The sequence below is a fragment of the Heyndrickxia sp. FW510-T9 genome (assembly GCF_058781025.1).
Genome location: NZ_JBYSWK010000053.1, coordinates 1 through 26,005, shown reverse-complemented (window position 1 = coordinate 26,005; position 26,005 = coordinate 1). Strand labels below are relative to the sequence as shown.

At 33.1% G+C, this 26,005-nt stretch carries 28 protein-coding genes; 21 read left to right on the top strand and 7 right to left on the bottom strand.

Going from position 1 to position 26,005, the window contains the following annotated elements; all coding sequences use genetic code 11:
• Positions 1-106 precede the first annotated feature (106 nt).
• The 4 genes from AC3WJF_RS19415 to AC3WJF_RS19400 all read left to right on the top strand — a co-directional run bounded on the left by AC3WJF_RS19415 (position 107) and on the right by AC3WJF_RS19400 (position 3,024).
• The gene (locus AC3WJF_RS19415) at positions 107-667 is read left to right on the top strand and encodes an AAA family ATPase (RefSeq protein WP_492455154.1); all 561 of its coding nucleotides are present in this window, start codon (positions 107-109) and stop codon (positions 665-667) included.
• A gap of 423 nt (positions 668-1,090) precedes the next feature.
• Positions 1,091-1,642 (top strand): TetR/AcrR family transcriptional regulator, encoded by a 552-nt coding sequence (locus AC3WJF_RS19410; RefSeq protein WP_492455160.1) that lies wholly within the window; start codon positions 1,091-1,093, stop codon positions 1,640-1,642.
• A 3-nt stretch (positions 1,643-1,645) separates the two neighbouring features.
• Entirely contained in the window at positions 1,646-2,347 is a 702-nt protein-coding gene (locus AC3WJF_RS19405) for an SGNH/GDSL hydrolase family protein (protein WP_492455152.1), read from the top strand.
• Positions 2,348-2,457: 110 nt separating this feature from the next.
• Positions 2,458-3,024, top strand: a complete 567-nt coding sequence (locus AC3WJF_RS19400; RefSeq protein ID WP_492455150.1) for a histidine phosphatase family protein — start codon at positions 2,458-2,460, stop codon at positions 3,022-3,024.
• Between the two features lie 109 nt (positions 3,025-3,133).
• Here the strand turns inward: AC3WJF_RS19400 and AC3WJF_RS19395 are convergent, their stop codons facing one another.
• Positions 3,134-3,691 (bottom strand): cysteine hydrolase family protein, encoded by a 558-nt coding sequence (locus AC3WJF_RS19395; RefSeq protein WP_492455148.1) that lies wholly within the window; start codon positions 3,689-3,691, stop codon positions 3,134-3,136.
• A gap of 328 nt (positions 3,692-4,019) precedes the next feature.
• Between AC3WJF_RS19395 and AC3WJF_RS19390 the strand changes: the two genes are divergently transcribed.
• The 9 genes from AC3WJF_RS19390 to AC3WJF_RS19350 all read left to right on the top strand — a co-directional run bounded on the left by AC3WJF_RS19390 (position 4,020) and on the right by AC3WJF_RS19350 (position 12,196).
• Entirely contained in the window at positions 4,020-5,273 is a 1,254-nt protein-coding gene (locus AC3WJF_RS19390) for an MFS transporter (RefSeq protein ID WP_492455146.1), read from the top strand.
• Between the two features lie 147 nt (positions 5,274-5,420).
• Positions 5,421-6,092 carry a VanZ family protein gene (locus AC3WJF_RS19385; RefSeq protein WP_492455144.1) on the top strand — a complete coding sequence of 224 codons (672 nt, stop codon included), beginning with the start codon at positions 5,421-5,423 and terminating at the stop codon, positions 6,090-6,092.
• Positions 6,093-6,184: 92 nt separating this feature from the next.
• Positions 6,185-6,934, top strand: coding sequence for an aminoglycoside phosphotransferase family protein (locus AC3WJF_RS19380; RefSeq protein ID WP_492455142.1), 750 nt, complete (start codon positions 6,185-6,187; stop codon positions 6,932-6,934).
• 372 nt (positions 6,935-7,306) lie between these two features.
• A complete protein-coding gene (locus AC3WJF_RS19375) occupies positions 7,307-8,191 on the top strand; it encodes a GNAT family N-acetyltransferase (RefSeq protein ID WP_492455140.1) in 885 nt (294 codons plus the stop codon).
• 170 nt (positions 8,192-8,361) lie between these two features.
• Complete coding sequence (locus tag AC3WJF_RS19370) at positions 8,362-8,817, top strand: GNAT family N-acetyltransferase (RefSeq protein WP_492455138.1); 456 nt, start codon at positions 8,362-8,364, stop codon at positions 8,815-8,817.
• Positions 8,818-9,021: 204 nt separating this feature from the next.
• A complete protein-coding gene (locus tag AC3WJF_RS19365) occupies positions 9,022-9,645 on the top strand; it encodes a chloramphenicol phosphotransferase CPT family protein (protein ID WP_492455136.1) in 624 nt (207 codons plus the stop codon).
• A 69-nt stretch (positions 9,646-9,714) separates the two neighbouring features.
• Positions 9,715-10,635 (top strand): GNAT family N-acetyltransferase, encoded by a 921-nt coding sequence (locus AC3WJF_RS19360; protein WP_492455134.1) that lies wholly within the window; start codon positions 9,715-9,717, stop codon positions 10,633-10,635.
• A gap of 81 nt (positions 10,636-10,716) precedes the next feature.
• Positions 10,717-11,547, top strand: a complete 831-nt coding sequence (locus AC3WJF_RS19355) for a sugar nucleotide-binding protein (protein WP_492455132.1) — start codon at positions 10,717-10,719, stop codon at positions 11,545-11,547.
• A gap of 22 nt (positions 11,548-11,569) precedes the next feature.
• Entirely contained in the window at positions 11,570-12,196 is a 627-nt protein-coding gene (locus AC3WJF_RS19350) for a hypothetical protein (protein WP_492455130.1), read from the top strand.
• A 155-nt stretch (positions 12,197-12,351) separates the two neighbouring features.
• On the opposite strand, the gene AC3WJF_RS19345 is transcribed toward AC3WJF_RS19350, so the two are convergent.
• Complete coding sequence (locus tag AC3WJF_RS19345) at positions 12,352-13,164, bottom strand: DUF4405 domain-containing protein (protein ID WP_492455128.1); 813 nt, start codon at positions 13,162-13,164, stop codon at positions 12,352-12,354.
• Between the two features lie 241 nt (positions 13,165-13,405).
• On the opposite strand from AC3WJF_RS19345, the gene AC3WJF_RS19340 reads away from it, so the two are divergent.
• Entirely contained in the window at positions 13,406-13,909 is a 504-nt protein-coding gene (locus AC3WJF_RS19340) for a GNAT family N-acetyltransferase (RefSeq protein WP_492455126.1), read from the top strand.
• A 134-nt stretch (positions 13,910-14,043) separates the two neighbouring features.
• Here AC3WJF_RS19340 and AC3WJF_RS19335 read toward each other — a convergent pair whose 3' ends face one another.
• The 3 genes from AC3WJF_RS19335 to AC3WJF_RS19325 form a co-directional block, all read right to left on the bottom strand.
• The gene (locus AC3WJF_RS19335; protein WP_492455124.1) at positions 14,044-15,783 is read right to left on the bottom strand and encodes an ABC transporter ATP-binding protein; all 1,740 of its coding nucleotides are present in this window, start codon (positions 15,781-15,783) and stop codon (positions 14,044-14,046) included.
• A 431-nt stretch (positions 15,784-16,214) separates the two neighbouring features.
• Positions 16,215-16,331 (bottom strand): YjcZ family sporulation protein, encoded by a 117-nt coding sequence (locus AC3WJF_RS19330; RefSeq protein WP_492455122.1) that lies wholly within the window; start codon positions 16,329-16,331, stop codon positions 16,215-16,217.
• 48 nt (positions 16,332-16,379) lie between these two features.
• Complete coding sequence (locus AC3WJF_RS19325) at positions 16,380-16,463, bottom strand: YjcZ family sporulation protein (RefSeq protein WP_492455158.1); 84 nt, start codon at positions 16,461-16,463, stop codon at positions 16,380-16,382.
• A gap of 553 nt (positions 16,464-17,016) precedes the next feature.
• Between AC3WJF_RS19325 and AC3WJF_RS19320 the strand changes: the two genes are divergently transcribed.
• The 5 genes from AC3WJF_RS19320 to AC3WJF_RS19300 all read left to right on the top strand — a co-directional run bounded on the left by AC3WJF_RS19320 (position 17,017) and on the right by AC3WJF_RS19300 (position 22,224).
• Positions 17,017-17,547 carry a hypothetical protein gene (locus AC3WJF_RS19320; RefSeq protein WP_492455120.1) on the top strand — a complete coding sequence of 177 codons (531 nt, stop codon included), beginning with the start codon at positions 17,017-17,019 and terminating at the stop codon, positions 17,545-17,547.
• Positions 17,548-17,745: 198 nt separating this feature from the next.
• Positions 17,746-19,377 carry an L-glutamate gamma-semialdehyde dehydrogenase gene (gene pruA, locus AC3WJF_RS19315; RefSeq protein WP_492455118.1) on the top strand — a complete coding sequence of 544 codons (1,632 nt, stop codon included), beginning with the start codon at positions 17,746-17,748 and terminating at the stop codon, positions 19,375-19,377.
• 226 nt (positions 19,378-19,603) lie between these two features.
• Positions 19,604-20,635 (top strand): S66 family peptidase, encoded by a 1,032-nt coding sequence (locus AC3WJF_RS19310; RefSeq protein WP_492455156.1) that lies wholly within the window; start codon positions 19,604-19,606, stop codon positions 20,633-20,635.
• A gap of 175 nt (positions 20,636-20,810) precedes the next feature.
• On the top strand, positions 20,811-21,362 hold the full coding sequence (locus tag AC3WJF_RS19305; RefSeq protein WP_492455116.1) for an AAA family ATPase: 552 nt from the start codon (positions 20,811-20,813) through the stop codon (positions 21,360-21,362).
• Positions 21,363-21,930: 568 nt separating this feature from the next.
• Positions 21,931-22,224 (top strand): hypothetical protein, encoded by a 294-nt coding sequence (locus tag AC3WJF_RS19300; protein WP_492455114.1) that lies wholly within the window; start codon positions 21,931-21,933, stop codon positions 22,222-22,224.
• 185 nt (positions 22,225-22,409) lie between these two features.
• Here AC3WJF_RS19300 and AC3WJF_RS19295 read toward each other — a convergent pair whose 3' ends face one another.
• Entirely contained in the window at positions 22,410-22,904 is a 495-nt protein-coding gene (locus AC3WJF_RS19295; protein WP_492455112.1) for a hypothetical protein, read from the bottom strand.
• Positions 22,898-23,686 carry a YqjF family protein gene (locus tag AC3WJF_RS19290; protein WP_492455110.1) on the bottom strand — a complete coding sequence of 263 codons (789 nt, stop codon included), beginning with the start codon at positions 23,684-23,686 and terminating at the stop codon, positions 22,898-22,900. Before AC3WJF_RS19290 ends, AC3WJF_RS19295 begins: the two co-directional genes overlap by 7 nt.
• 238 nt (positions 23,687-23,924) lie before the next feature.
• On the opposite strand from AC3WJF_RS19290, the gene AC3WJF_RS19285 reads away from it, so the two are divergent.
• Positions 23,925-25,337 carry an FMN-binding glutamate synthase family protein gene (locus AC3WJF_RS19285; RefSeq protein ID WP_492455108.1) on the top strand — a complete coding sequence of 471 codons (1,413 nt, stop codon included), beginning with the start codon at positions 23,925-23,927 and terminating at the stop codon, positions 25,335-25,337.
• Positions 25,338-25,572: 235 nt separating this feature from the next.
• Positions 25,573-26,005 (top strand): NUDIX domain-containing protein (locus AC3WJF_RS19280; protein WP_492455106.1); only part of this gene is annotated, 433 nt, incomplete at its 3' end.

Genomic DNA, 26,005 nt, shown 5'->3' with positions numbered 1-26,005 from the left:
ATATTCCGTCAAGTAGAAAAACTCTATACCATGCATTTTTACAAAAGTAGGAATTTTTCAAGTTTAAAGAGAATTATCCTAAAAAAGTCTTTATAAGGAGAAAAATATGAAATTTGTATTAATATTTGGCCCACAGGCTGTTGGGAAAATGACAGTTGGACAAGAATTAGCTAATATAACAGGTTTGAAGCTATTTCACAATCATATGACAATTGACTTGGTGAATCCATTTTTTGACTACAGTACTAAAGAAGGAAAAAGATTAGTGCATTTATTCCGAATGGAAATATTTGAGTCAGTGGCAAAGAGTGATTTGGATGGGCTAATTTTCACCTATCTTTGGGCATTTAATTCTCAATCTGATTGGGATTATATAGAAAAGGTTTGCAACGTTTTCGAATCTAAAGGAGGAACGATTTACTTTGTAGAGCTTGAGGCCGAAATGGATGAAAGGCTTGAAAGAAATAAAACACCTAATAGACTGGAGAATAAACCAACGAAAAGAAACATTAACTGGTCCGAAAACGATATGAAAATTTCAATGGAAAAATACAGATTGAATTCATTAGACGGTGAAATAAAAAGGAAAGAATATATAAAAATCAACAATACAAACTTGAATGCTGAAAAAGTGGCACAAATGATAAAGGAAAAATTTAATTTGTAGGAAGCAAAATTTTAAATGGTCAAAGAACCTTCATCTTGAGTTACAGGGATTCTTTGACCTTCTACATATGATCCATATTAATATACTAGTGTACAATATCTAAAGTAATTGGTATTGTTTCCTCTATCAAGTTAATCTTATTTCAAACGAATTTGATTTGTAATTGGTCTTCACTACCATTCTCAGTTTTCATCGAAGAATTTCCCCAATAGGTTTAATACCAATCGCTGTACCGTTAATAAGCAATTCTTTTGTAGAAAAGCTTCTATTGAAGAATTGACAATTTAATGAATAACGTTACCAATATATATAATTATTTCGAAAATTTTGTATAATAAAATTAGAACGGTCGTTCAAATTTCAGAAAGGAGTATTTCATTGATTAAAAGGCGTTATGACAGTGAACATGCAAAAAGGGAAATCATGAAAGAGGCTTCCATATTGTTTGCCCAAAAAGGTTATAATCAAACATCGGTTGCAGATATTTCAAAGGCATCGGGATTTAGCAAGGGACATATTTACTATCATTATCAAAATAAGGAAAAGCTTTTTGTAATACTGGCAAAAAAAACAATGCAAGAATGGTACGAAAAATGGATGTTAAAAGAACCATCATACACTTCAGCAACAGAAAAATTGTACGGTATGGCTATGCATGTACTTTATAACTACCAAACACCCTTATTAAAATCTGGACAGGAATTAGCATCCAATCCAAATTCAAGCCCGGAATCTGTAGAAGAATTATACAACTTAGCAATAGTGCCAATGGGTTCCTATCGTGCCATTTTACAAGAAGGGATAGATAATGATGAATTTATTGCAGGAAACATAGAGGAGTGGACAATATTATTAGGAACATGGTTGGGAGGCTTGTGTCAACTCACAAACATGGAGAATTTAAGCAAACTTGAGCCTCTTTTTAATCAAGCCATTACCATCTTTTTAGGGTCTATTAAAAAAAGGGGGAAATAAAAAATGAAAATTGGATTAGTCGGAGATAGTCTAACAGAAGGGCGTCCTGGTGTAGCGTTCATCAACTTTTTAAATGAAAAATTCCCAGATATTATTTTTGATAATCTTGGAAAGCCAGGAGAGACAATAAAAAGCTTGCATGCCCGATTAACAAAAACAAAACTGAAAACAGATTATGACCTTATTTTTCTTTGGATAGGAGTTAATGATGTTTATTCTAAATTGCTAAAAGTTCAAGCACAACCGGTAGCAAGTGACCATAATGAGTTTCAATCGGTATTTAAAGAAGTTTTAGAGATGGTTTCGATCTCCTCTAAAGAAGTTGTTACCGTTTCACCGGCAGTGGTTGGTGAAAATACAAGGAATAAAGCGAATGAAGATTTAAGGGAGTTATCTGATATTATTCAAGTAGTTTCAAATCAACATTCTAATGTTCACTTTTTAAATATGAAATCAGTATTTGAAAACCACTTAGGTCACTTCAATAGCTCGGATTATCTCAATACAAGTGTGCTACGAGTAATGATAGATGTGTTGTTTTATAAGAATAAAAATCGAATCGATCGATTATCAAAGTCTCGTGGACTTCATTTGACCATAGATGGAATTCATTTGAATAGTAATGGTGCAATGATAGTTGCTGATGAATACGCAAACATGATAGAGCAACTTTTAATGAATAACAAATCTGTTATGGAAAAGTAACTATATTATTAATGTAGATTAATTTTCATAAACAAGTTACGGCTTTAATTGCGTTTCTATTTTAATGGAAGCGCATGCATTGCTTTGTAATAATTAGAAAGGAGTGGATTATGAAAACATACATATATATGGTGAGACATGGTGATTCACCAAAAGAAGGAAATGAAAGAACAAGAGGTTTGACTGAAAAAGGGAAAATAGATGCTAATGGAATAACTGATATTTTAATAGAGGAGGGCATTGATGTTTTAATCTCAAGTCCTTATACTCGATCTATCTTAACAATTCAGGAACTGGCAAACAGAACAGAGAAAGAAATTCAAATATTTGAAAATCTTAAAGAGCAAATTTTTTCAGGGGATGATAAGCGAATATCTGATCAGGAATTATTCCCTTTATTAGAAAAATCGTTTTCAGATCCGCATTATGCTTTAACCGACGGGGAATCAAATGCAGAATGTCAAAATCGTGCTGTGAAAGTTTTAAAAGAATTATTACAAACTTATCAAGGAAAGAAAATAGTTCTAGGCACTCATGGAGCAATTATGACATTGATGATGGGGTATTATGACAGTCAGTACGATTTGAAATTTTTACTTACAACATCTAAACCTGATATATACAGAATGGAATTCGATGGACAAGAATTGGTGGAAGTTAAAAGATTGTGGTCATAAAAATGAAGACATGGAAATCAATCTTTATAAGCAAAAAACCGGAATGAATAATTTCGTTCCGGTCTCTATAAATTTAATTAGATTAAAAAAACAGACATAACTCAATAACCTATCTGTAATTATTATGTTGCGGGTTAAACAAATCCTCTTCTGCCTTTCTCACCATTGAAAAATGGTCTACATTATAATGACCATGAAGGATTGCGTTATGATGTTTGATAATTTGTTCCGCAGATAATGTTTTACCATCTGCAGTGGAATGTCCATCTTCTACCAGTGTAACATCAAACCCATTTACTGTTGCTGCTCTTACTGCTGTATCAATACAGTGTTCTGTTTTGCATCCCATTACAATTAAATGTTCGATTTGGTTTTCCTTTAGAAAATCTAATAATGGTGTGGCATAAAATGAACTCGTTGCCTTTTTATTAAAAATCGTTGCATTAGGAGGAACTTTGATATCTTGATGAATCTCAAACCCAATTCCTTTACCATCTGCAACATCTAGATCCCGTATGAAAACAATTAAATAATCGTTGTCCATTGTTCTTTCAATAACGGAATTAATATTATGGAGAAGTTCCGTTTTTCTAAAAACACCAGGCTCCTGTTCGTTACCTTCAATCAAATCTTGCTGAGCATCAATAACCAATAGTGCTTGTTTCATATAAAAACCCCTTTACTTTTAATATTAAGAAATCTTACACCATCTGCTTCTCTTCATTTTCATATAAACCGCCTCCTTTAAAAGTTCTAATATAAGATATTCGTATTTTTATGTCAGATTCCTGCTTTTATACAATTCAAAATTAAAAAGAAAATACTTTAAATAGGGTGGTATAGTCTAAGAATTTTATTAATATTTGAAGGATTATTAAATAAAATCACGAAAATATTAAACTAGATTAATGAAGAATTTTATTAAAACGAATTCTATTAAAGTATTTGTTACATATTAATTCTGTGAATTGTTGGTGTGATAGGAGGTTGAGAAATTGAAGCTCAATCAACATAATGGATTTGTACGTTTCTGGATTGCCTCGACAACTTCGAATTTTGGAACTTATATTTCATCGCTTGCACTCCAAGTTTTAGTGGTGATCAATTTGCATGGCACCGTCACTGATGTTGGTTGGCTCAATGCAGCGAGGTGGATCCCATATGTGTTACTTGGATTAATAGCAGGTGTAATGATTGATCGTACCAGTCTAAAACCAGTTTTGATACTGACTGATATAATCCGCGGAGTCTTACTTGCGTTGATTTGTATGATGGCGATATTTGGCGTAATTAGTGTTGGATGGTTAATTTTCCTCATGATAATCTTTGGAGTAATGTCATTATTTCATGACTCTGTTTATCAGTCCATTGTTCCACAATTAGTCCCACGTTCTTTGTTGACTCAGGCTAATGCACGATTAGAGCAAAGTTCATCCGTAGCACAAACTAGCGGTCCAGCCATAGCTGGTTGGTTAGTTACTTGGATTGGCGCTCCATTTGCAATTATGGTGGATGCAGTATCGTACATACTCTCAGGCATCGTAATGAGTTCTATAAGGTATATTCCTGGAGAGAAAGCACATGTTGGCAAATTTGGTTTACAAATGAAGGAAGGCTTATGTTGGGTATACTGTCACCGTTACCTTCGTCCAATGGCTCTAAATACTCATGTTTGGTTCCTTTTTCATAGCATGTTAAATACAGTGATTGTGGTATATGCTTTAAACATGCTTGGGTTCAGTAGTACAAATATAGGCTTTGTACTTGCAGCAGCTGGCATTGGTGCCGTCATTGGAACCTCGATTTCATTTCAAATCGGTCTGCGCTATGGAATTGGACTTGTCATGATTATTGCACGTATTCTATATGGCCCAGCAGTAATATTAATGGTACTTTCACCATCAGATAACCTCAGTGAGTTTAAAATTATTGCATTGTTTATGATGATTTTAGGACAATTTCTTTATGGTTTTGCTATGGGAATAGAAGGACCACTCGAAATGGGGTTTCGCCAATCGATAACACCATCGCATTTGCAAGGTAGGATGAATGCCACGATGAGATCCATAAACCGTAGTATGATTGTTATAGGAGCTCCTCTCGGTGGTATGTTAGCTGATCAATTCGGCTACCGAGTAGCGTTATGGATTGACATAATCGGGCTTATTTTTTGTGCTGTTTGGTATAGTCTTTCATCTATACGGAAATTAAAACTTGATGAGACGAACCTGTTTGAGGAATATCAATGAATATCCAAAATCATATGGATTTATCATGCCTTTCGAAGAATGGATTGGTTTGAAATAAAAGTAGGAACTGTTCTGTTTTAGTTTTTTATACATACCCTATTTTCATGATTTTTTGAATTGGTATAATTAGGAAGGGATTTAAAAAAGATGAAAAAATACATATTATTAGTTATTCCACTTCTCTTTTTCGGAAATAGTATACTTTACTATTTTCAAAACTTACATTATTTTTCTTTGGCATGCCAAGAGCTATTAAACTTAGTTGTTATTATGGGATGTATGAATTTTCTTTTAAGAAGAACTGCACTTCGTAATATAGTCGATTGGATCATCGGCATTTGTTTTTCGATCTACTTTTGTGTGCTTTACTCTAATACTGTACAGTTTAGATTCTTGTATGATCATATTCAATTCCTTGTAGAAAAAATAAGGTACCTTCGATTTTCAGTTAACCTTGTTCCAGTTAAAGGAATATTGGATGTCATTAAATATAATCCATCAGCTTCATATCAAATTTTCGGAAACCTTTTTATGCTAACTCCGCTGGCATTTACTATGCTTTACTTCAAATGGGCAAAGTCTTCTAGACTAGTAATTTGGTATTCTTTCCTTTGCACAGTTGGTATTGAACTTACCCAATTCCTGCAAACTTGTTTACAATTGGTATTTAATTTAGGCATGGGTGGAAGAAGTACAGATATTGATGATGTAATTTTAAATACATTAGGTGCTGTGATTGGTGTGGGATGTTACCTTATTTGGTCCAAAGTGGAAAATCACTTTAGCAAAAAGCTGAGGAGTTCAAATGCTGCTATATAAATATCTATTAGAGTGAAAAATTTTTTTGCATATTGTTAGATGGTTCTTTATAAAGCTTTTACAAGATAATAAAAGATAAGGAATGATAACGAATGAATCTTGGTACTCCAATAGCAAAAGGAAATACAGCGAAAATCTATCTTAATGAAAATATGATTGTTAAAGTTTTTAATGATTATTTGCCGGAGACTGAATCAACTAATGAAGCAAACAAGCAAAAGTTCGCTTATTCGTGTGGATTATCTGTACCGAAAGTATATGATGTTACGAAAATAGATGGGAAACAAGCAATTTTTATGGAATATATAAAAGGTAGAACAATTGGTGATATTGTATTAGAAAATATGGAACAAGCTGAATATTACATGAGTCTTTCCGTTGATATTCAAAGGAAAATTCATATGATTTCTGCTAATTCACTAGAATTCATGTCAGATAAACTATATTGTCAAATTAAATCTGCCGTAAATTTGGATAATAAACATAAAAATGCACTTATAAAAAAACTGGATGCAATGACATATGAGAAAAAGCTTTGCCATGGGGATTATCATTTACACAATTTGATTATGTCTGATAATGGTGTGAGAATAATAGATTGGGTTGATTCAAGTGCAGGGGATATACGTGCAGATGTTTATCGAACCTATCTTCTATATTCACAGCATTCAAATGAATTAGCCGATATGTATTTGCGTCTTTATTGTGATAAAAGCGGATTGACAAAAGAGGATGTTTTTCAATGGGCTCCAATTATTGCTGGTGCCAGACTGGCTGAAAATGTCTCCACTGAAAGTTCTGAGCGTCTTTTAGAAATAGTCTATCGTTATTGTCCTTTATAACGATAGTAGCAAGTTCCAAGTGATATCTAATACTATCTCTGGATTGATTTATTTCATATGTTTCTATTGTTTGCGGACACAGAATCCTTTATTTTTAAAAATATTGCTACTTTGGTGCTGTTTGAGGACACTGAGTCCGTTATTTGCTATAAAACACGCCAAAATGAGTATATTTTAGCCGCATAACGGAATGTGTGTCCGATAAAAGCATGTAATCACCAATTTTGTCATGATTAACGGAACGTGTGTCCGCTAACCCCCAATTTACCCTTCCTAGTTCAAAATAATAATAAAAAAAGGATTTCGACTTAATGTAGTCGAATTCAAAATGGTATTAGATATTTATGTAAAAATTTTATGAGGGAAAAGTACATGAATAATATAACATTTATAAAAGATTATAAGGATAATATTAAATTACGTTCGAGTTTTAATGAGCTTGCGAACAGTGTCTTTGGAATAAATTTTGAGGAATGGTACCAAAAAGGATTTTGGAATGAACGATATATTCCTTACTCCTTTGTTTTGAATGAAAAAGTAATTGCCAATGTTTCTGTTAATCTCTTGAATATTTTCATAAATGGAGAAGAAAAGAAGGCGCTACAAATAGGTACTGTTATGACCCATCCAGAATTCCGTAGCAATGGCCTTTCCGGAAAATTAATGCGGAAGGTAATAGAAGAATATGAGGAAAAGTGCAATTTCATGTACTTATTTGCTAATGATACGGTGCTAAACTACTATCCGAAATTTGGATTTGAAATGGTAAGAGAAAATCAATTTTATTTGGATAACTATAAAACTTGCCAAGAACAAACACCGCATAAGAAACTTGATGGCAATGATAAATCTGATTTGAATTTTATCTATGAATTTGCAAAAGACCGAGTGCCGGTTTCTCAAATCTTTGGATCGACAAATTCGCATGGTATTCTTATGTTCTATTGTTCAAGTGTTTTTCGCAATAATTTGTATTATCTAGAAGAGGATAATATTATTGTTATTTTGCGTGTAGAAGGTGAAAATGTACATATTTATGATTTTATTGCTAAAGAGACATTTTCTGTAGAAAAGATATTGAATAAAATTATACCAACTGAGATGAAAAAGATTATTTTTCACTTTACTCCAGATGATGAAAGTCATTTAAAAATGAAAAGTAAACCATACGAAGAAGGGGAAACGTTGTTTGTTAGAGGTTTTGGGGATAATGAATTTCCGAAATCGTTTAAGCATCCTCTTTTATCACAAGCTTAAAAATTTTGAATACTAAATATGAACTTAAAAATAGTTTGTTCAAAAAAAATCAAATATGGCTGCTAAGGCAGCTATTTTTTTATAATCCAAAAAAAGTAGACTCATATCAAATGAAGGAATATGAAATCTAAAATGGAAATATTCATTATGGTTGAAAAGGGGTCTAATAAATGTATCAATATTATAACGGCTTAGTAATAAGAGAAGGAAAGGAGGGAATTCCAGCTGAATTTGTTGAAGCACTTTTCGAAGATGCTGGATGGGCAAGAAATACCCCGGCCTGGCAAAAGGAAAAGTTCTCGTTGATATTCAAAAACTCAACCTGGGCATTTATAGTATGGGATCAAAACAAAATGATCGGGATGGTTATGGTGATTTCGGATCAAATCATGGCGGCAACCCTTATGGATTTAGCAATATTAACAGAATACCGGGGAAAAGGTATAGGTAAAAAACTTGTGGAACTTTGTATGCAAAAGCTTCCCCATGGTGATTGGTTTGCACATACATCTGCAAATAATTTCCGTTTTTATGAAAAGTGTGGACTTCATTTAATGGACACAACAAAAAATGGCACCTGTGTTTTTTACGGTTATATTCAGGCTAGGAAAGATGGTCACAGGTAAGAGGTATGCTCGACTAGGTAATCGTTTATTATCAACAAACTCTGAGCTATATTTGACTTTTGGTGCTAAATATAAAAATTGATAAAATATAATGAAAAACATTTTACTTGTTACTAGAACTTGTAGTTCCATAAGCATCGGTGCAGCAATCAGTCGAAAATTAGCTTCTCAAATGAACTAAATAATGTAAAGGGGGTGGAGCCAGTGTTAAAAGAAAATGGTCTTGGGAACATTGTAATTCTAAACGGACCACCAAGGTCAGGGAAGTCAAGTATTGCTTCTGAAATACAGAATACATTTGATGGAGTATGGATGAATCTAGGAGTAGATCAGTTTATGAGTATGACACCACAACGTTATCAACCTGGAATAGGTCTACGTCCAGGGGGTGAACGACCGGATCTTGAATCCCTTATTAATGTCATGTATCAAGCAATGTATGAATCAATCGCAATCTATAGCCGTCTTGGGTTAAACGTTGTGGTAGATGTTGGTCACCATGAAGGGTATTCAACCCGACAAGGGATTCTGCCTAGATGTGCTCGGATACTTAATGGTCATTCAGTTTTGTTCGTAGGAGTTAAATGCCCTATTGAGAATATTATGGAAAGACGGCTTGAGACTTGGAAAGTAGGTTCTACAGAAGACGGGGAAATTCCAATACCAGTGAGTTTATGGCAGGAGCTTGTTCATATTCCCGGGATCTATGACATGACAGTGGACACATCGGTGTCTAGTCCTAAAGATTGCGCGAATTTGATCCGAAAGCGTCTCGAAAATGGACCTCCACCAACAGCCTTTCAGAAAGTGGCAAGATTAGGATTGTAAAAAATTTCATATAAGACACAAACAACGTAATAAAATAATCTTTTTTATATAGAAATGAAGTGACTAATATTGAAAATTTCGATAGAACAATATAATTCCAATTATAAAGATTCGATAAAGCAACTATTATTTGCTTGTTATGTTGATGATAATAACTCAAAAATGTATTTTGAAAGAGGTTGGCAAAGCCCTCTGAATATTTGTACTTATATTGCCAAAAATAATGAAGAAGTTATTGCCGCTATAACAGCTTGGAATAACACTTTCCATCCATACTGTACTTACTTCTCATTATTAATTCATCCTTTATACAGAAAAGCTGGAATTGAAAAACTGCTGCTCAAGAATATTGAGGATACACATAGTAATGTTTCACCACTTCAAACATCTATATGGGAGACTACTTATTCACTAAAAGACTTCTATGATAAAAATAGTTTTTCAGAGATAAGAAGAACATATATTTCTTCTTTAAATATTTTTGCGTTAGAGAATTTTGAAAGGGAATTTGTACAAAAAAATTTCTTTCCAAATACAACGATAAAAAGTTTAAGAGAAATATTAAATAATGTAGATTTAAAGACAAACTTAGTTCCATTTGTAAAGGAAATTTACGAAATCACACATGCGGCTAATCCCCCAGGTGTTAATGAATTAACAAAATGGGAAAAGTTGATATTCAATGAAGATACATTATTGGACGGTAGTTACATAGCAATTACAGACGAAAATAAAATATTGGGATTTGCATTATTACATACAGGGGAAAAACCTGATGTTTTGGAATTTGGTTGGAGAGGGGTAGAGGAAAATAGTGATATAAATCTAGTAAACCTATTAACTATTTTTCAGACGAGATTTGCCAGAAAAAATGGATATAAAATAATTGAGGGAGAAATTGATACAACAGATATATATTCTTTGGAAATGCTTAAAATCTTTCCGTTTAGCCCTTCTCCATCCTTAATTACTTACCAAAAGTTTAAGTGAAATATTTTTGGATAGTGCATAACCTTTATTTAATTCAAATCGTTTTATTAATAATGAATCATAAATTAAGGGGGAAACAAGATGAGAAGGGTACTTATACTTGGTGCAAGCGGACTTGTAGGTGGAGCATTAATTAATGAATTGAAGGATGATTTTGACGTATACGGAACTTATTTTTCCAAGACTATTAGTCTATCCGAAGATAAACAGTTTCAATTAGGAGCTAGACAAACGGAAAAATTAAAAGAAATTATACGGAGTGTTCACCCTGATATAGTGATTTCTTGCTTAAGAGGGGAATTTGATCAGCAATTTGAATTACATGAAGCATTAGCTTGCGAAGTACAAGATAAAAATGTCACTGTCTACTTCTTTTCTACCACAAATGTTTTTGATGGCGACTTTTCAAAATCTCACATAGAAACGGATACACCAATTGCCGAATCAGATTATGGGAAATACAAGATTAAGTGTGAGAATATGTTGAAGGAAATTTTAGGGGAGAGAGCGGTAATTATTCGTATCCCTGCTATTTGGGGCAAGGATTCACCAAGATGGAATTCAATGAAAGAAAGTATCCAAAAGAATGAGAAAATAGAAGTGTATAGCAATCTAGAATGTAACAATCTTTTGGATATTCAGCTAGCTAAACAATTGCATTATATTATCAAGAACGAACTTAAAGGTATATTTCACCTAGGTTCTATTGATACAATGACACAAGCACAGTTTTATGAACAGATAATTGGTAAACTCGGTATCGAAAAAAGTATTTTGCAATATCGTCTGTTTTTGGAAAAAGAGAAACCTTGTTATTTTTGCTTAGAATCAATGCGTGAAGAGATCCCAAGTACTTTACGAAGTACTAATATGGACATCATTGACTTACTTGTTGGAATAAAAAAGGAATGATAATTGCTTTGTAATTTAGGCAATGAGAAAGTTATGGAACACTAATAGGGAGTTGAAAAATATTAAAAAGTTATTATGGCCGTGGTGTATCAGCGGTGTACTTATTTTATTACTTTCATATTTTCAATGGCAACTAGTTGAGATATTAACACCATTTTTAATGCCATTTTTATGGTTAGGAGTATTTGGTTTTTTTATAGTCATATTCATATTTTCTGTCATATGGTTGTTTAAGAAAAAAGATTGGAAGCCATTCGGAATCCAAATGATTACCATCGTACTGTTAATCCTTATTCCATTTAATCAAATTGTTATAGACCTAGATTTTAAGATGAACAAATCAGTAAGAAATAAAGTAATTTCCGAGATTCAAGAGGGAAAGCTAATACCAAATGTGTCTTATAATACAGAACTTATTCATTTACCGAAAGAGTATGCAAGTGTATCAAAAGGTGGAGGGGACGTTTTAATAGAAAAAGTGAATGGACATTATTACGTATTCTTTTTTACATTTCGTGGAGTGTTAGATAATTTTTCAGGCTTCATCTATTCTCCAAATGATAAAAAGCCACAAGCAAATTTATTCGATGTAGATTTTAAAGAAGTAGTTAAAATGAAAAGAAATTGGTATTATGTTTCATCTTATTAAGAATGGGAAAATAGTTGAATGCAAATGACATTTAAAAGCTTAATGTGTTGCGATATCTAATCTCGGAAAATCTTTATTATTTAATGCTCATGAAAAAAAAGAAGATGCACAGCAACATCTTCTTTTTTACATGAAAATGATTAGATTAACCTTCATTATGTTTTAACAGTAAGTTTTTTTTGATTCCGTCTTTTCGATAGGAATCGTTTATCTATAAAGTAGACTGGAATTATGATAATAGAAAATATCCCCAGATACTGAATAATCACGAGGAAGGGACTTCCACCACCATGGTGTCCAAATTTTCCTCCATCATGACCATGGAACGTTCCATTAGGAGGTCCTTGGAAATGAGATTCATTTACATTGCCTGTATTAAATGAATGGTTATCACTTTTCTGCGCAAATTGCTTATAATCACCAGCAGTAGGCTGAACTGACGAAGAATACAACTGAATTCCACCGGCCAATAAAGCGATTGATAGAATAACTGATACAATAACGCCTTTTCTCCATTTTCCTGTTTTTAATTTAAAAATTTTTTGACAAACTCCCTTAATCCATTGCCAATGAACTCCAATATGACAACCGACTAATATAAGTGTTACATTAGCTGCAAAACTGTGTAAACCACGAATCATATGATTACCATTTAATGCTAGACTAGGAAATACAACTCTTGAAATAAAAATTCCAGTGATAATAATAGTAGACATCGAAATTAATAGAAGTATATTTAATAAATAGCTCACTCGTGTTTTAATGGGGAGCTTTTGATCAAAAATTTTCATGGTTGTATTTTTAACCCATCGTAAATTTAACGCAATATGTGTAAGAATGGCAATCCCAAAAACTAGACCTGCAATTTCGTGAAACGGTAAGCCGCTAAGAACATTTGGGTCCATTAATAATGCAAAAGTTAATGCCATTAGAAAATCAAGAATAATTTTAACATAATTTTTTTTCAAGTTTGCTCCTCCATTAAGTTAGCTTTATTTTTTAACTAACTGTAATTTATTTTAACAACGGTTTATTAAACAATGATTAAAATTAACAGTAGTAATTTAGACTTTAAGAAAAATAGTGATTCAAAAAGAAAGAGTTGTATTTGGATTATTATGGATCCTGTTTGTTTTTAATAAAGGAATTTATTGAATAACAGAAATAATCAATGTATTATTTAGTCTATATGGAAAAGAGGAGAAGCCCTTGAATATTCGTATTTTAACAGAGTCAGATGCAGTTATTTATCAAGAATTGCGCCTGAGAGCATTAAAAATCAACCCCGAAGCATTTGGTTCCACATTTGAGAGAGAAGTGAAATTCACAGACGAAGCAATTAAAGAGCGGATTAAACCTTCTGAAGACAAATTTGTTCTTGGTGCTTTTGACGATGAAAATTTGTTGGTTGGAATCGTTAGTTTTATGCGTGAAATGAGTTTTAAAACGATCCATAAAGGAAATATGTACGGGATGTTTGTAGCACCTGAAACAAGAGGGAAGGGTGTTGGAAAAGAACTCTTACAAGAGCTAATTATTAAAGCAAAAAAATGCAGTGGTTTGGAACAAATAAATTTAACAGTCGTTTCTAATAACATAGCTGCAAAAAAATTATATACATCACTAGGGTTCGATAAATATGGTGTAGAACGAAACGCTCTAAAATCTGATAGAGAGTATTTTGACGAGGATTTAATGGTATTATTTATTTAAAATTTATTGGTTATAAATGAAGATAATTACACGTTGAAAATTTCGAATTTCAAGTGCGCTCAAGAAAAGAAAAAGTTAAGATAATAAAAATCGGCTCTTTAGATAAAAAGAGCCGAAAAAAATATATCATGATATTAAACTAATTCAAACTGTCTTGAATATAGCTGCGCATATACTCCATCTCTTAAAAGCAATTCATCGTGTGTACCTTGTTCCATAATTCCTTCCTCCGTAAGCACGATGATTCGTTGTGCATTTCGGATTGTTGAAAGCCGATGAGCAATAACAATTGTTGTACGGTCTCTAGATAATACTTCCATTGATTCTTTGACGATACTTTCACTGTCGTTATCAAGTGCACTCGTAGCCTCGTCAAAAATAACAATTTGCGGATTCTTTAAAAAAACACGAGCGATGCTAAGACGTTGCTTTTGTCCACCAGAAAGTTTAACACCTCGCTGACCAATCTCCGAATGATAGCCATTTGGCATGCTCATGATAAATTCATGTGCATTTGCATGCTTTGCTGCTTCCATAACTTCCTTGTCACTTGTTGAAGGATTTCCGTAACGGATATTTTCCATTATCGAACCAGAAAAAAGGTAGACATCTTGCTGCACGATCCCAATATTTTTTCTTAGAGAGTGTAAATCAAAATCACGAACATTAATGCCGTCCAATAAAACCTCGCCATGTGTTACATCATAAAAGCGTGGGATTAGAGAACAAAATGTAGTTTTTCCTGCTCCAGATGGTCCAACTAACGCAATGTATTCTCCTGGCTGAATATGAATGTTCATATTTTTAAGAACATTATTCAAATGTTTTTCGTATCGGAAGCTAACATTTTTAAATTCTATTTCACCGCTTGCTTTATCAATAAACATAGGATCTGGTTTATTTTCAATGTCTGGATTTAGATTCATAATTTCCATAAATCGTTGAAAACCCGTAATTCCTTCCTGAAATTGTGTGCTCATATGGGTAAGTTTCTGGATTGGCTCAATCATATAGCCAATATACAGTAAGAAAGTAATGAGATCCGCTAAATCCAAGCTACGGTTAACAATACTAGCACTTCCCAGAACGATCACAGTGATGGTGATGAGCTGAATAACTGTTTCCACTCCGTTAAAATAGTATGCTTCTGACCTGTAAGTATCCTTTCTACTATGGAGGAAACGGTTATTTTCTCGATTGAACTTTCTTATTTCTTCCTGCTCATTGGTAAAAGATTTTACTACACGGATACCGGACAAACTATCTTCCACCTGTGCATTAATATCTGCAATTCGTTCTTTGTTCCTTCTTAGACCTTTATTCAATCGCTTATTAAAATACAAAGAAAAAACGCCTAAAACCGGCAAAAAACAGAATACAGCTATCGTTAATAAAGGGTTAATGAAGAATAGTATGACAAATGCCCCAATAAAACGAACCAGATATTTAATGTAATCTTCCGGACCATGATGATACAGCTCGGAAAGCAATAAGAGGTCATTCGTTATTCGGGACATTAGCTGACCCGTTCTTTCTTTATCATAAAAACTAAAAGAAAGTTTTTGCATATGTGCAAACAATTCGCTACGTAGATCTCTTTCCATGCGGGCACCTACTTCATGGCCCTTATAGTCCACAAAAAAATTTGCTGTATTTTGGATTATTGCTAAAATCAGCATGTATCCGCCAATCCAAAAAACTTTGTTTAGTGCAGTTGATAGGTTTCCAACTAAAACATCTTTCGTTATATAACGAACTAACAATGGAAATACCAATGTTAAACCTGATCCTATAAGTGCACATGCCAATATGGACAAATACAGTTTTAAATATGGTTTGTAATAGAAAAAAAATTTTTTTACTGGAAATTGCATAAGTTACCCCTCTTTATGTTTTTTTAATATGCACATTTTAGGGGGTACACTATTTACAAACTATGAAAGTGTTCCACCCCTATATTTTTGAATGGATTGAAAAGTCATTTTAAATACCTCCTTGTTCTTGATACTTTGATTATAAACGAAGAATCCCTTGAAATAAACAGAATATTTATTCAATAAGTATATTTCCTTTTTGGGGAATTGGATTCATGTAATTGTATTAATTACAAGAAAAAGAAGGAACCGCAATTTGCGATTCCTAAGATTTTTTAAGGGTGAACTTAAGGGAGACAAAAAAATTATTATATTTAGAGTTTACTAAGGTTCGTAGATGATCCTGAAAGTTTAAATGGCATTTTTTACTTTGAGAAAAAAATCACTTAGCAAAACTTATGACTGTCCCTTCTAGAAATATTTTGATTGGTTTAATAAGCGAAAGTAGATAGGACAATAATTAATAAAATGAACAATACTACAATTAATACGAACGAATTACCAGTATAAGTTGTCCCACCATAGCTATAACCAGAACCACAATTCATAAGTTTTTCACCTCACTTGTATTTGTTTTTTTTACTAATATTTTTTAATTAATAGGCTCCTCCAGAGTAAGCTGTACCTACAATAATAAGAAGGATAAACAATACTACAATTAAAGCAAAAGTTGCTCCCATTCCTGAGCCTCCCATATTATCACCTCCTGCTCATAAAATAGATGCTATAAGCATTCCCACTATTACATTATGTAAATCTACATTATTTGGAATGGACAAACGTATAAAATAATAGAAAATCCTTATTTGTCTAATAGATTTATTCACTATGAGCAAAAGCGTATGCAATAGACATACGCTTTTTTGGAGGTGCTCTTTATGTGCCTTGGGAGGATTCGGCTAATATACATTATGTGAAAAATATTAAACTGTTTGGACGAGTGTATAAGTATTTATAGAATTTAAATAAAATATATGATTGTCCATAGTAAAAATTAAATGTCTTAAATTATTTTTGTAATGGTAATAAATTGCAATGATGCCAGAAGGATTAACACTTTTTTTGTCGAAGTATCTGTATTACGAAGAAAAACCATTTATGATTAAATTTGTAATACATTGTTAGTGGTAAAGCACAAGGAGGAGAATTAACAACTATATCAGGTTTCTTTCTTATTAATAAAGCTTTAGATTGGTTTTATGTTTCGTTCAATAATAGATAAGGGGTGGTTTGTTGAAAAAGCGGATACTTTCTATATTAGTCCTTATATTCGTGATATTGGTAGTTTTTGTTTTCTATTACACACATCCAAAGAATATCACACGGTCTATAAATGGTGTTGAATATGCGTTAGGTAGTAACAATACGAAGCCTGTAAAAATAAATATCCAAGGAAAACTTCAACGTTCTCTATTAGGAAACAAAACCTTTGTAGGTAAAATAGCTTTAAAAGGTGTAAGTTATCCAAACCAATATAATAATAAAAAATTAACAATAAAATTCCAAGACAATGGAATGGGAATAATAACTTACGCTTTTTATAAAAACGGTACTCCTATCTTGCATAGTTACGGTGTGATATTTGCAAACAAGGATTTAAGTAAAGTGAGCATTGTGGAATATAAAACTGTTAATGATCATCCGGAGGCGTGGAATACTGAGAATGGATTAATCATTTCAGGACCTGCAAGTAGTAAAAATAAAGCTTTGGAAATTGCAAATAATGTAATGAAAAATTTTCTAAAAGGAAACGAACTAAAATAAGTATTTTTATTCCATTTAAAGGTAAAGGATGGAAAATTGGTCGAAATAATAAAGAAACCAAGGGCTAAAGACTTGTTTTCGTATAAATAGTGAGCAAAATTAAGCGCAAGAATTGAAAAATCATGTTATAGTTTTATAGTACATGCAGATATGTCTGTATAAAACTATTAGAGTATTTAGTTAGGAGGAACATGAATAATGAGTAATGGAATTTTCAAAATCCCAACACCTACAAATGAGCCTGGTAATTCATATGCTCCAGGTACAAAAGAACGTGAAACATTAAAAGCAGAATTAAAACGTCAATCTAATATCGTAGTCGATATCCCAGTAATTATTAATGGTGAAGAAATTAAGACAGATACAGTGAAACAAGTAGTTATGCCACATGATCATCAACATGTTTTAGCAAACTATTCGCAAGCTGGTGAAAAAGAATTGCGCGATGCTGTAGAAGCGGCGATGGCTGCGAAAGAAGCATGGGCAAATATGCCATGGGAACACCGTGCAGCTATTTTCTTAAAAGCAGCTGACTTAATCTCAGGTCCTTACCGTGATGTAATGAATGCTGCAACTATGTTAGGACAATCTAAAACAGCTGTTCAAGCTGAAATTGATTCTGCACAAGAATTAGTAGATTTCTTACGTTTCGGCGTTGAATATGCTAACCAAGTCTATCAAATTCAACCAAGCAGCATGAAGAATATTTGGAATCGTACAGATTACCGTCCTTTAGATGGTTTCGTATTAGCAATATCTCCATTCAACTTCACAGCGATTGGTGGGAACTTACCAGCGGCTCCTGCAATGATGGGGAACGTAGTTGTTTGGAAGCCTGCAACAACTTCTATGCTAGCAAACTACTACTTTATGCGTATTTTAGAAGAAGCTGGTTTACCAAAAGGTGTTATTAACTTTGTACCTTCCCGTGGTTCACAAGTATCAGAAGTAGTGTTAACAGACTCTCGTATGTCTGGATTCCACTTCACTGGATCTACAGCTACATTCCAAACAATTTGGAAAACAGTTGGAGAAAACATTGCAAACTATACTTCATATCCACGTTTAATTGGGGAAACAGGTGGGAAAGACTTTGTATTTGCTCATGAAACTGCTCAAGCAGACAAAGTAGTAGCTGGCCTAGTTCGTGGTGCATTCGAATACCAAGGTCAAAAATGTTCTGCAGCTTCTCGTGCGTACATCCCAGCTAGCTTGTGGGAAGAAGTTAAAGCAGGTTTAGAAGAAGAAACCGCAAAACTTAAAGTTGGGGATGTTCGTGACTTCCGTAACTTCATGGGTGCTGTAATTGATAAGCCAGCATTTGATTCTATTACAAGCTATATCGAATATGCAAAAGCTTCAGAAGAAGCGGAAATTATTGCTGGTGGTACGTATGATGACTCTGTTGGATACTTTGTCCAACCAACAATCATTGTGACAACAAATCCAAACTTCAAAACAATGGTAGAAGAAATCTTTGGACCAGTATTAACTATCTATGTGTATGAAAACGATAAATTAGAAGAAACATTAGTTGCAGTTGATACAGCTTCTATGTATGCTTTAACTGGTTCTATTTTTGCACAAGATCGTCAAGCGATTCAACATTTGGAAAATCGCTTATCAGGTGCAGCAGGAAACTTCTATATCAATGACAAACCAACTGGTGCGATGATTAATCAACAACCATTCGGTGGTTCTCGTGGTTCAGGTACAAACGATAAAGCAGGTTCTGTATTTAACATGATTCGCTGGACGAGTCCTCGCGTTATCAAAGAAAACTTTGCACCAACTACAGATGTTGCATATCCGTTTATGGATGAAGAATAATTAATAATAAAATATGAAAGAGGTTGAAATGTTTGGTTTCAACCTCTTTTTTTTCGTTGATTTATCCATTATTTTTTGATAATCAATGGATAAATAGAGGCAACTATAAACTTAGAAATAACAGCAGGTATTTTGATAGATATAGTAGAATAATTAAATACAATGTTTTTTCATCAAGTGGATATTATTGACAAAACAAATAGAATTATTTAAAGGTGGTGTCAGCGTGTTAATAAAACCAAAGAAATTACAACCGGGTGATTGTGTTGCAACTGTAAGCCCTTCTTGGGGAGGGGCTGGTGAACCTGAACTTAAATGGCGGTATGAACAAGGTGTTAAGAGACTAAAGGAAGTTTTCGGACTAACAGTTATCCCCATGCCGAATAGTTTAAAAGGTGGAGACTATCTTTATAATAATCCTCAAGCTCGTGCTGAAGATTTAATGACAGCATTTAAGGATGAAAATATAAAAGGTATTATTGCAAATATTGGTGGAGAAGATAGTATTCGTTTGCTTCCATATATTGATTTTGATGTTATACGAAATAACCCGAAAATTTATATGGGATACTCTGATGTAACGGTGTCACATTTACTTTGTCATAAAGCGGGAGTCTCCTCTTTTTACGGTCCAGCTATTTTAACTGATTTTGCTGAAAACGTTGAGATGGATCCATATACTATTGAAATGGTGAATCGAACACTCTTCTCAAATGAAATTATTGGGGAAATTCAACCAGCAAAAGAATGGACGAGTCAGCGTTTAGAATGGATAGAAGGGAATAAGAACACACGGCGTGTAATGCAAAAAAATTCAGGTTATGAAGTATTACAAGGCTCAGGGATAGCAAAAGGACGATTAATTGGTGGTTGTATTGAAGTACTAGAGTTTGCGAAAGGTACAGAACTGTGGCCTGATAAGAAATATTGGAACGACAGTATTCTTTTTTTTGAAACATCTGAAGAAAAGCCAGAACCAAAGTATATAAAGTATTGGCTGCGAAATTATGCAGTTCAAGGCATCTTACAAAAAACAAACGGAATCATTTTTGGTAAACCACAAGATGAGATGTATTACGAGGAGTATAAAGTAGAAATTTTAAAAGTAATGAAGGAGTTTCATTTGGAGGATCTTCCGATTCTATATAATGTAAATTTTGGTCATACCGAACCAAAATTTATTTTGCCTTATGGAGCAATGGCAGAAATTAATTGCGATAATAAAACTTTTTCAATTTTGGAAAGCGGAGTATTGTAATCTGGAAAATGTAAAGGTGTTAGACCTTATCAATTGCTTTTAATTTAGCTTCCTATTTTATATTTCGATCTGTTGATGTATATGTGGGGTGCAATCCTTAAATAGGAATGCACCCTTTTTAGTATTAGCAAAGTCATACAATTTTGTATTTAAAAATATAAATGGAGGAAAATACTTGAGCAGATTAATGATAATGACAGTAGGGAAAACGCATAGTGGGAAAACGACATTTGCGAAAGAACTAGAACAAGTGTTGTCAAATTCTGTAGTGATTGATCAAGATAATCATGCAGAATTTCTAAAAACATATTATCAGTCTTTGTTGCCTGCTAAAGGTCAAAATACACTCAAATATTCCCTAACACAAGCAGTTGTTAGTTATGCAGTTAAAGAGACTAATTGTCATCTGATTATTTGTAACTCAAATAGAAGCAAGGCAAGTCGGATGGAGTGGATAAAATACTATCGTGAACATGGTTTTACCACTGTCCTTGTAAATTTTAATATACCAGACTATATACTCAAAGAGAGAATAGCAATTAGCCATCGTAGTAAAAACATATTACGAACTGCATCAAATTTCAAAGAAGTGCTAATACGTCAGCAGGAAGAAACTAATAAAGACGATATAGTAGAGCCAACTAAAGGGGAAGCCGATCATTTATTTGAAATTAATCTAGAAAATGATTTTCATGATGTCATACATGAAGTTTTAAATATTATTTAAGTAGAGTAATATCCAAAGACATGTAACAGTTTGGGTTCAAGACTGGTGAGAAAAGTGTTAAGGGTATCTAGTTAATACAAAACTTCCACAACATCATTCCTGCTTGAAACGTTTGGACGGAAATTTTCTGTAGTATCTTATCCAAGTACCTACAGGGCTTTGTTGCCTTGTTCAACATTTTAGACACACTCAGATTTGATGATAGCGAGCGTTCCATTAAGGAGCTTGCGGTATCAATCCTTATGCATAAGGTAATTATCACAAACGAACAGATTCGTTTACGTAGTGTTGACTATGCTTAACCTAATGGATGTATTTTTTATATCAGAAAATTAAAAATATTTTTTGTTTTTTATTAACAAATTATAAACTTTATGAGAATATATTATTAGATAACAATTTTTATAAGGAGGAAGAAGTTTATAAAAAAAAGATGGAAACAAGTTTCATTAAACAAGGGCCGCTAAGATTTCTATGAGGTAATTGCTGCAATAGTTTCGTTGTGGCTTATTACCAATGCGATTATGATGTTTTTAGCAACTCATTAAGAATAGGGGTGAATAAACAAATGACTATACCTAAAGCAATTAAAGCTCAGATGTTAATGAACAATTGGTTGTACGTCGAATTTGACAATGGGGAAAAACGTTATTTGCCTTCAAATTTTATGCAAGATTATCAAGATTCATGGAACTTCCGTAAAAAAATGGGCTGGAAGCGCCTAGCAATTATGGTAAACCCGACACTAACTTGGGAAGGAGCTAAGATTGAAATTGATGAAGATGGGAATCTGACTGTAAATGGTAACGATAAATACACATCCGAAGAAATTTGGAAACATGGAAAGTTAAATTATACCTAAAAAACAACGCCAGTAGGAAATTACTGGCGTTTTAATATGCTCTGAACAATCAACTCATATCGCTAACAGAGACAATAATAATATTATTAAGTTATGAATGGTCAATTCTTTATAATTATTTACCAGAGGCAGTTGCAATTTCTTAATTTCACGAAAATAAGTATGGAACTTCCTTTAAAGGATTTTTAAACCTCTTCTTGATTATTATTATTAGCTGATTTCCTAATGGTCTGTTCCAAGAGGTATTGAAATCCATAAATAACAATTGCCAAGAATACATTTATTAAATACCAAGTTGAGTGTTTCATTTTTATAAATTTGACGATCTTAAATTTTTTCCCAATGTAAGGCATAGGAAATGCATTAATAATATCCAAAACCGCATTCGTTGTTAAATACCTGAAGAATTTCCCATATGTAAATCTAAATATCCAAAGTGTTGCTACAAAATATGGACCTATTATATATGTAAAATCAACTGGGCCAGGGGATAGAGGATTATTTGTTTTCCACCATCTTTTCTTGTTACAGATTAGACTAAAAACACTTAAAATTAAATTAACAAAACTCGCCACAGGTAAAAATCGTATAAAATTCCTTTTTCCCATAAAAGGGACTGTAAGCCAAGGTAAAATTAATGTAGCTAAAGAGAATGCCATTCTTTTATTATACTTTACCAATTAAGCTCCTCCTTAAATTTGATATATTCCTTTTCTCTGATGTGTAATTTCTTAATATTCCACATTAACGAATCTACTCCTGTGGAAAAATGAGCAATTGGTTTTACTTTAGAAAACTCCATATTAAAGGGTGTAAAAAGGGAATTTGTGACTAATTCAATATCTGCTTTTTGTAGCGGCCAAGGGCGATGGTGTATTTCACCTCTATAGATGTTGACTCCGTTATTTGAACTATAAAGACAATATCGCTCTGTGAACCAATGATCCAGAGATCCTTCTTTTGCATAGTAAACTTCCGATTCGGGACCGTATCTGCCTTTTAATGAAATAGCTGAATTCTCATTACTATTACGATTACTATGGAAATACAAGGTTTGTCCGTCTTTTCGAAAAGATATTTGCGCAGAATGATAGGGTAAACGATACCAGCGCTTTGCTATTTTTAAGGATGCCCAGTTATCAACATCAATAGACATAAAATAAATACCAGGTTTGCCTTCATAATTAACATACGTCCTTACATTAATTTCTGGAAAAATTGGAGTTAAGGAAACAGATGATATTCCAAGGGGGAAAATTCCTTCTATAACGAATAAAATGATCCCTAACCATGCTGAGCCATTAAAGGTTTCAATTTGTAATGACGAAGGAATATGTGGCCTTAGTTTTTCAAGTGGGATTGGCCAATGCAAAAACAATACATTTCTCCATGTTTGCCGCATAATCCACTTTTTCGAAGGGATTGGATAAGGGCGATGAATGCTATCATTCAATAAGTTCATAAAAATAACCTCCTTCTTACGTGGAGTAATCTTTTAGTTTAAAAATCAACATTGGAACTTGTGCAATTTTAGAGATCTATTATAGATTTTCCTTTAACGGAAATTTTTAATCTATTCTTTTTTATCTCCTTTTCACGATGTAAATGAGGGGATTCATATATAGCGATAATTATTTCTTTTGTTTGGGCAATAATGGTGATAACAACTATATAATTTGTACAGTAGTGGAGTAGTGATTATGCCGAACTTTTTATATTATGTGCTTTTTGCGATGGTATCAATATTATTTATTCTAATATTATTTATACTTATTGGTTGGCGTTGGATAATTAAACGTATGGTTAAACAAATGGGAAAAATCATATTTACCGATAGTTACCAAGAAAATCTTATAGAGTTATTACCGGGTCTACGTCATATGGGTATTCAAAATATACTTGAAAATAGCCTCCGTGCAGAAACAGGCGATGTTCTCCATCGTCCTCTTGGTTCATCAAAAAAGTGGCCGAGTTTAGATCCTATTACGTTTATCCCTGCACAAACATCCCCATTTCCCATTGATGGTGAGGCAGAGGTAGATGTTGCGGTTACAATAGGGCCAATGGCGAAAAAACCTATGAAAATAAAAATTCCGCTAATGATCAGCGGGATGGCATACGGTATCGCACTTAGTGAGGAAGTGCGACTTTCTTTGGCGGGAGCTGCTAAAAATGTAGGAACTGCTATTAACTCTGGTGAAGGCGGAGTCATGCCCGAGGAGTTAGATGCTGCCGGAAAGTATATTTTACAGTTTTCTAAAACAGAATGGTCAAAGGAAGATGATCTTATTAAACGGGCCGATATGATTGAAGTTAAGTTAGGGCAGGGTGCATTATTTGGAACGGGTGGAAAAATTTCACCTAAAAATTTAACAGGTCGTGCCCGCAAAATAATGGGGCTAAAGGAAAATGAGGATGCTGTGATTTATGATAATTTTGTCGAAAATCAAACACTAGATGATTTGAAAGAGCTTGTTGATGAACTTCGAGTTATGACTGGTGGAGTTCCAATTGGATCAAAAATTGGTGCAGGTGGAAAAATTGAAGAAGATATTGATCATTTAATTTATATTGGAGTTGATTATATTGCAATTGACGGCGGACAAGCGGCAACCCATGGTGCCCCTCCAATTCTATCTGATGATATTGGGATTCCTACATTACATGCAGTTTTCCGCGCCGCCAATCATCTGGAGAAGAAAAATATGAAAGGACAAATTAGTCTAATTGTATCTGGAGGATTATTTGTACCGGGGCATTTTTTAAAGGTACTTGCATTAGGTGCTGACGCTGTATATGTAGGTTCAGCCATGTTATTTGCAGTTGCACATACTCAAACTCTCAATGCACTACCTTTTGAGCCACCTACACAAGCTGTTTGGAATCAAGGGAAATTCAAGGATCAATTTAAGACCGAAGAAGGCGTTAAAGCAGCCGAAAAATTCTTAACTGCAAGTATTGAAGAAATGAAAATGGCTTTAAGAGCGATGGGAAAACGCTCTTTAAATGAACTGTCAAAAAAAGATTTAGTATCTTACGATGAGACAACTGCTAAAATGATGGGCATTCCATTTTCATTTCAACCTTGGGAAGAAATACAAAATAAGAATTAACTAGTTGTTGGTAATCTTCTCATTTTCTGGAAACATCATTTGATTTTACATTCGAACTATTAATAGTGAAATGAGACTATATTTAATCAAAAAAATCGAGAAATTTAATGGGGTTCGATACAATTAAAAGGAGAGAGTTTCATTATTCCGATAAACTACGTAATCACTTTGAGTATTTCTCTATTAAAAAGTCTTTTTTGATGAAAAAAAGTGAAACTGGAGGAATGGTAAGCAAATGGAGAATATTAGAAAAGCTATTGGTGCATTTGTTTTTCAAAATAATAAGTATCTAATTATACATAAAACAAAAATTAATACAAAAGAAGGAAAAGAAAATATAAAAGGCGAATGGGATATTATTAAAGGCGGTTTAGAAGAGGAAGATAATGAATTAGTGGATTCTCTATTTCGCGAATTAAAGGAAGAAACCGGTTCAGATGAATATAAAGTAATAAAGCAATTTGAAGAAAAAATAAGTTTTGATTTTCCAATATCCATTCGAGAGAAAATCGGATATGTAAGACATGAAACAACAATGTTTCTCGTTGAATTTTTAGGTGAAAAATTACTAACTCCATTTGACAATGAAGTAAGTGAAATAAGATTGCTTGAAAAAGATAAAATGTTAGAAATACTAACACACACAGAAACAAAGGAATATTTTATCA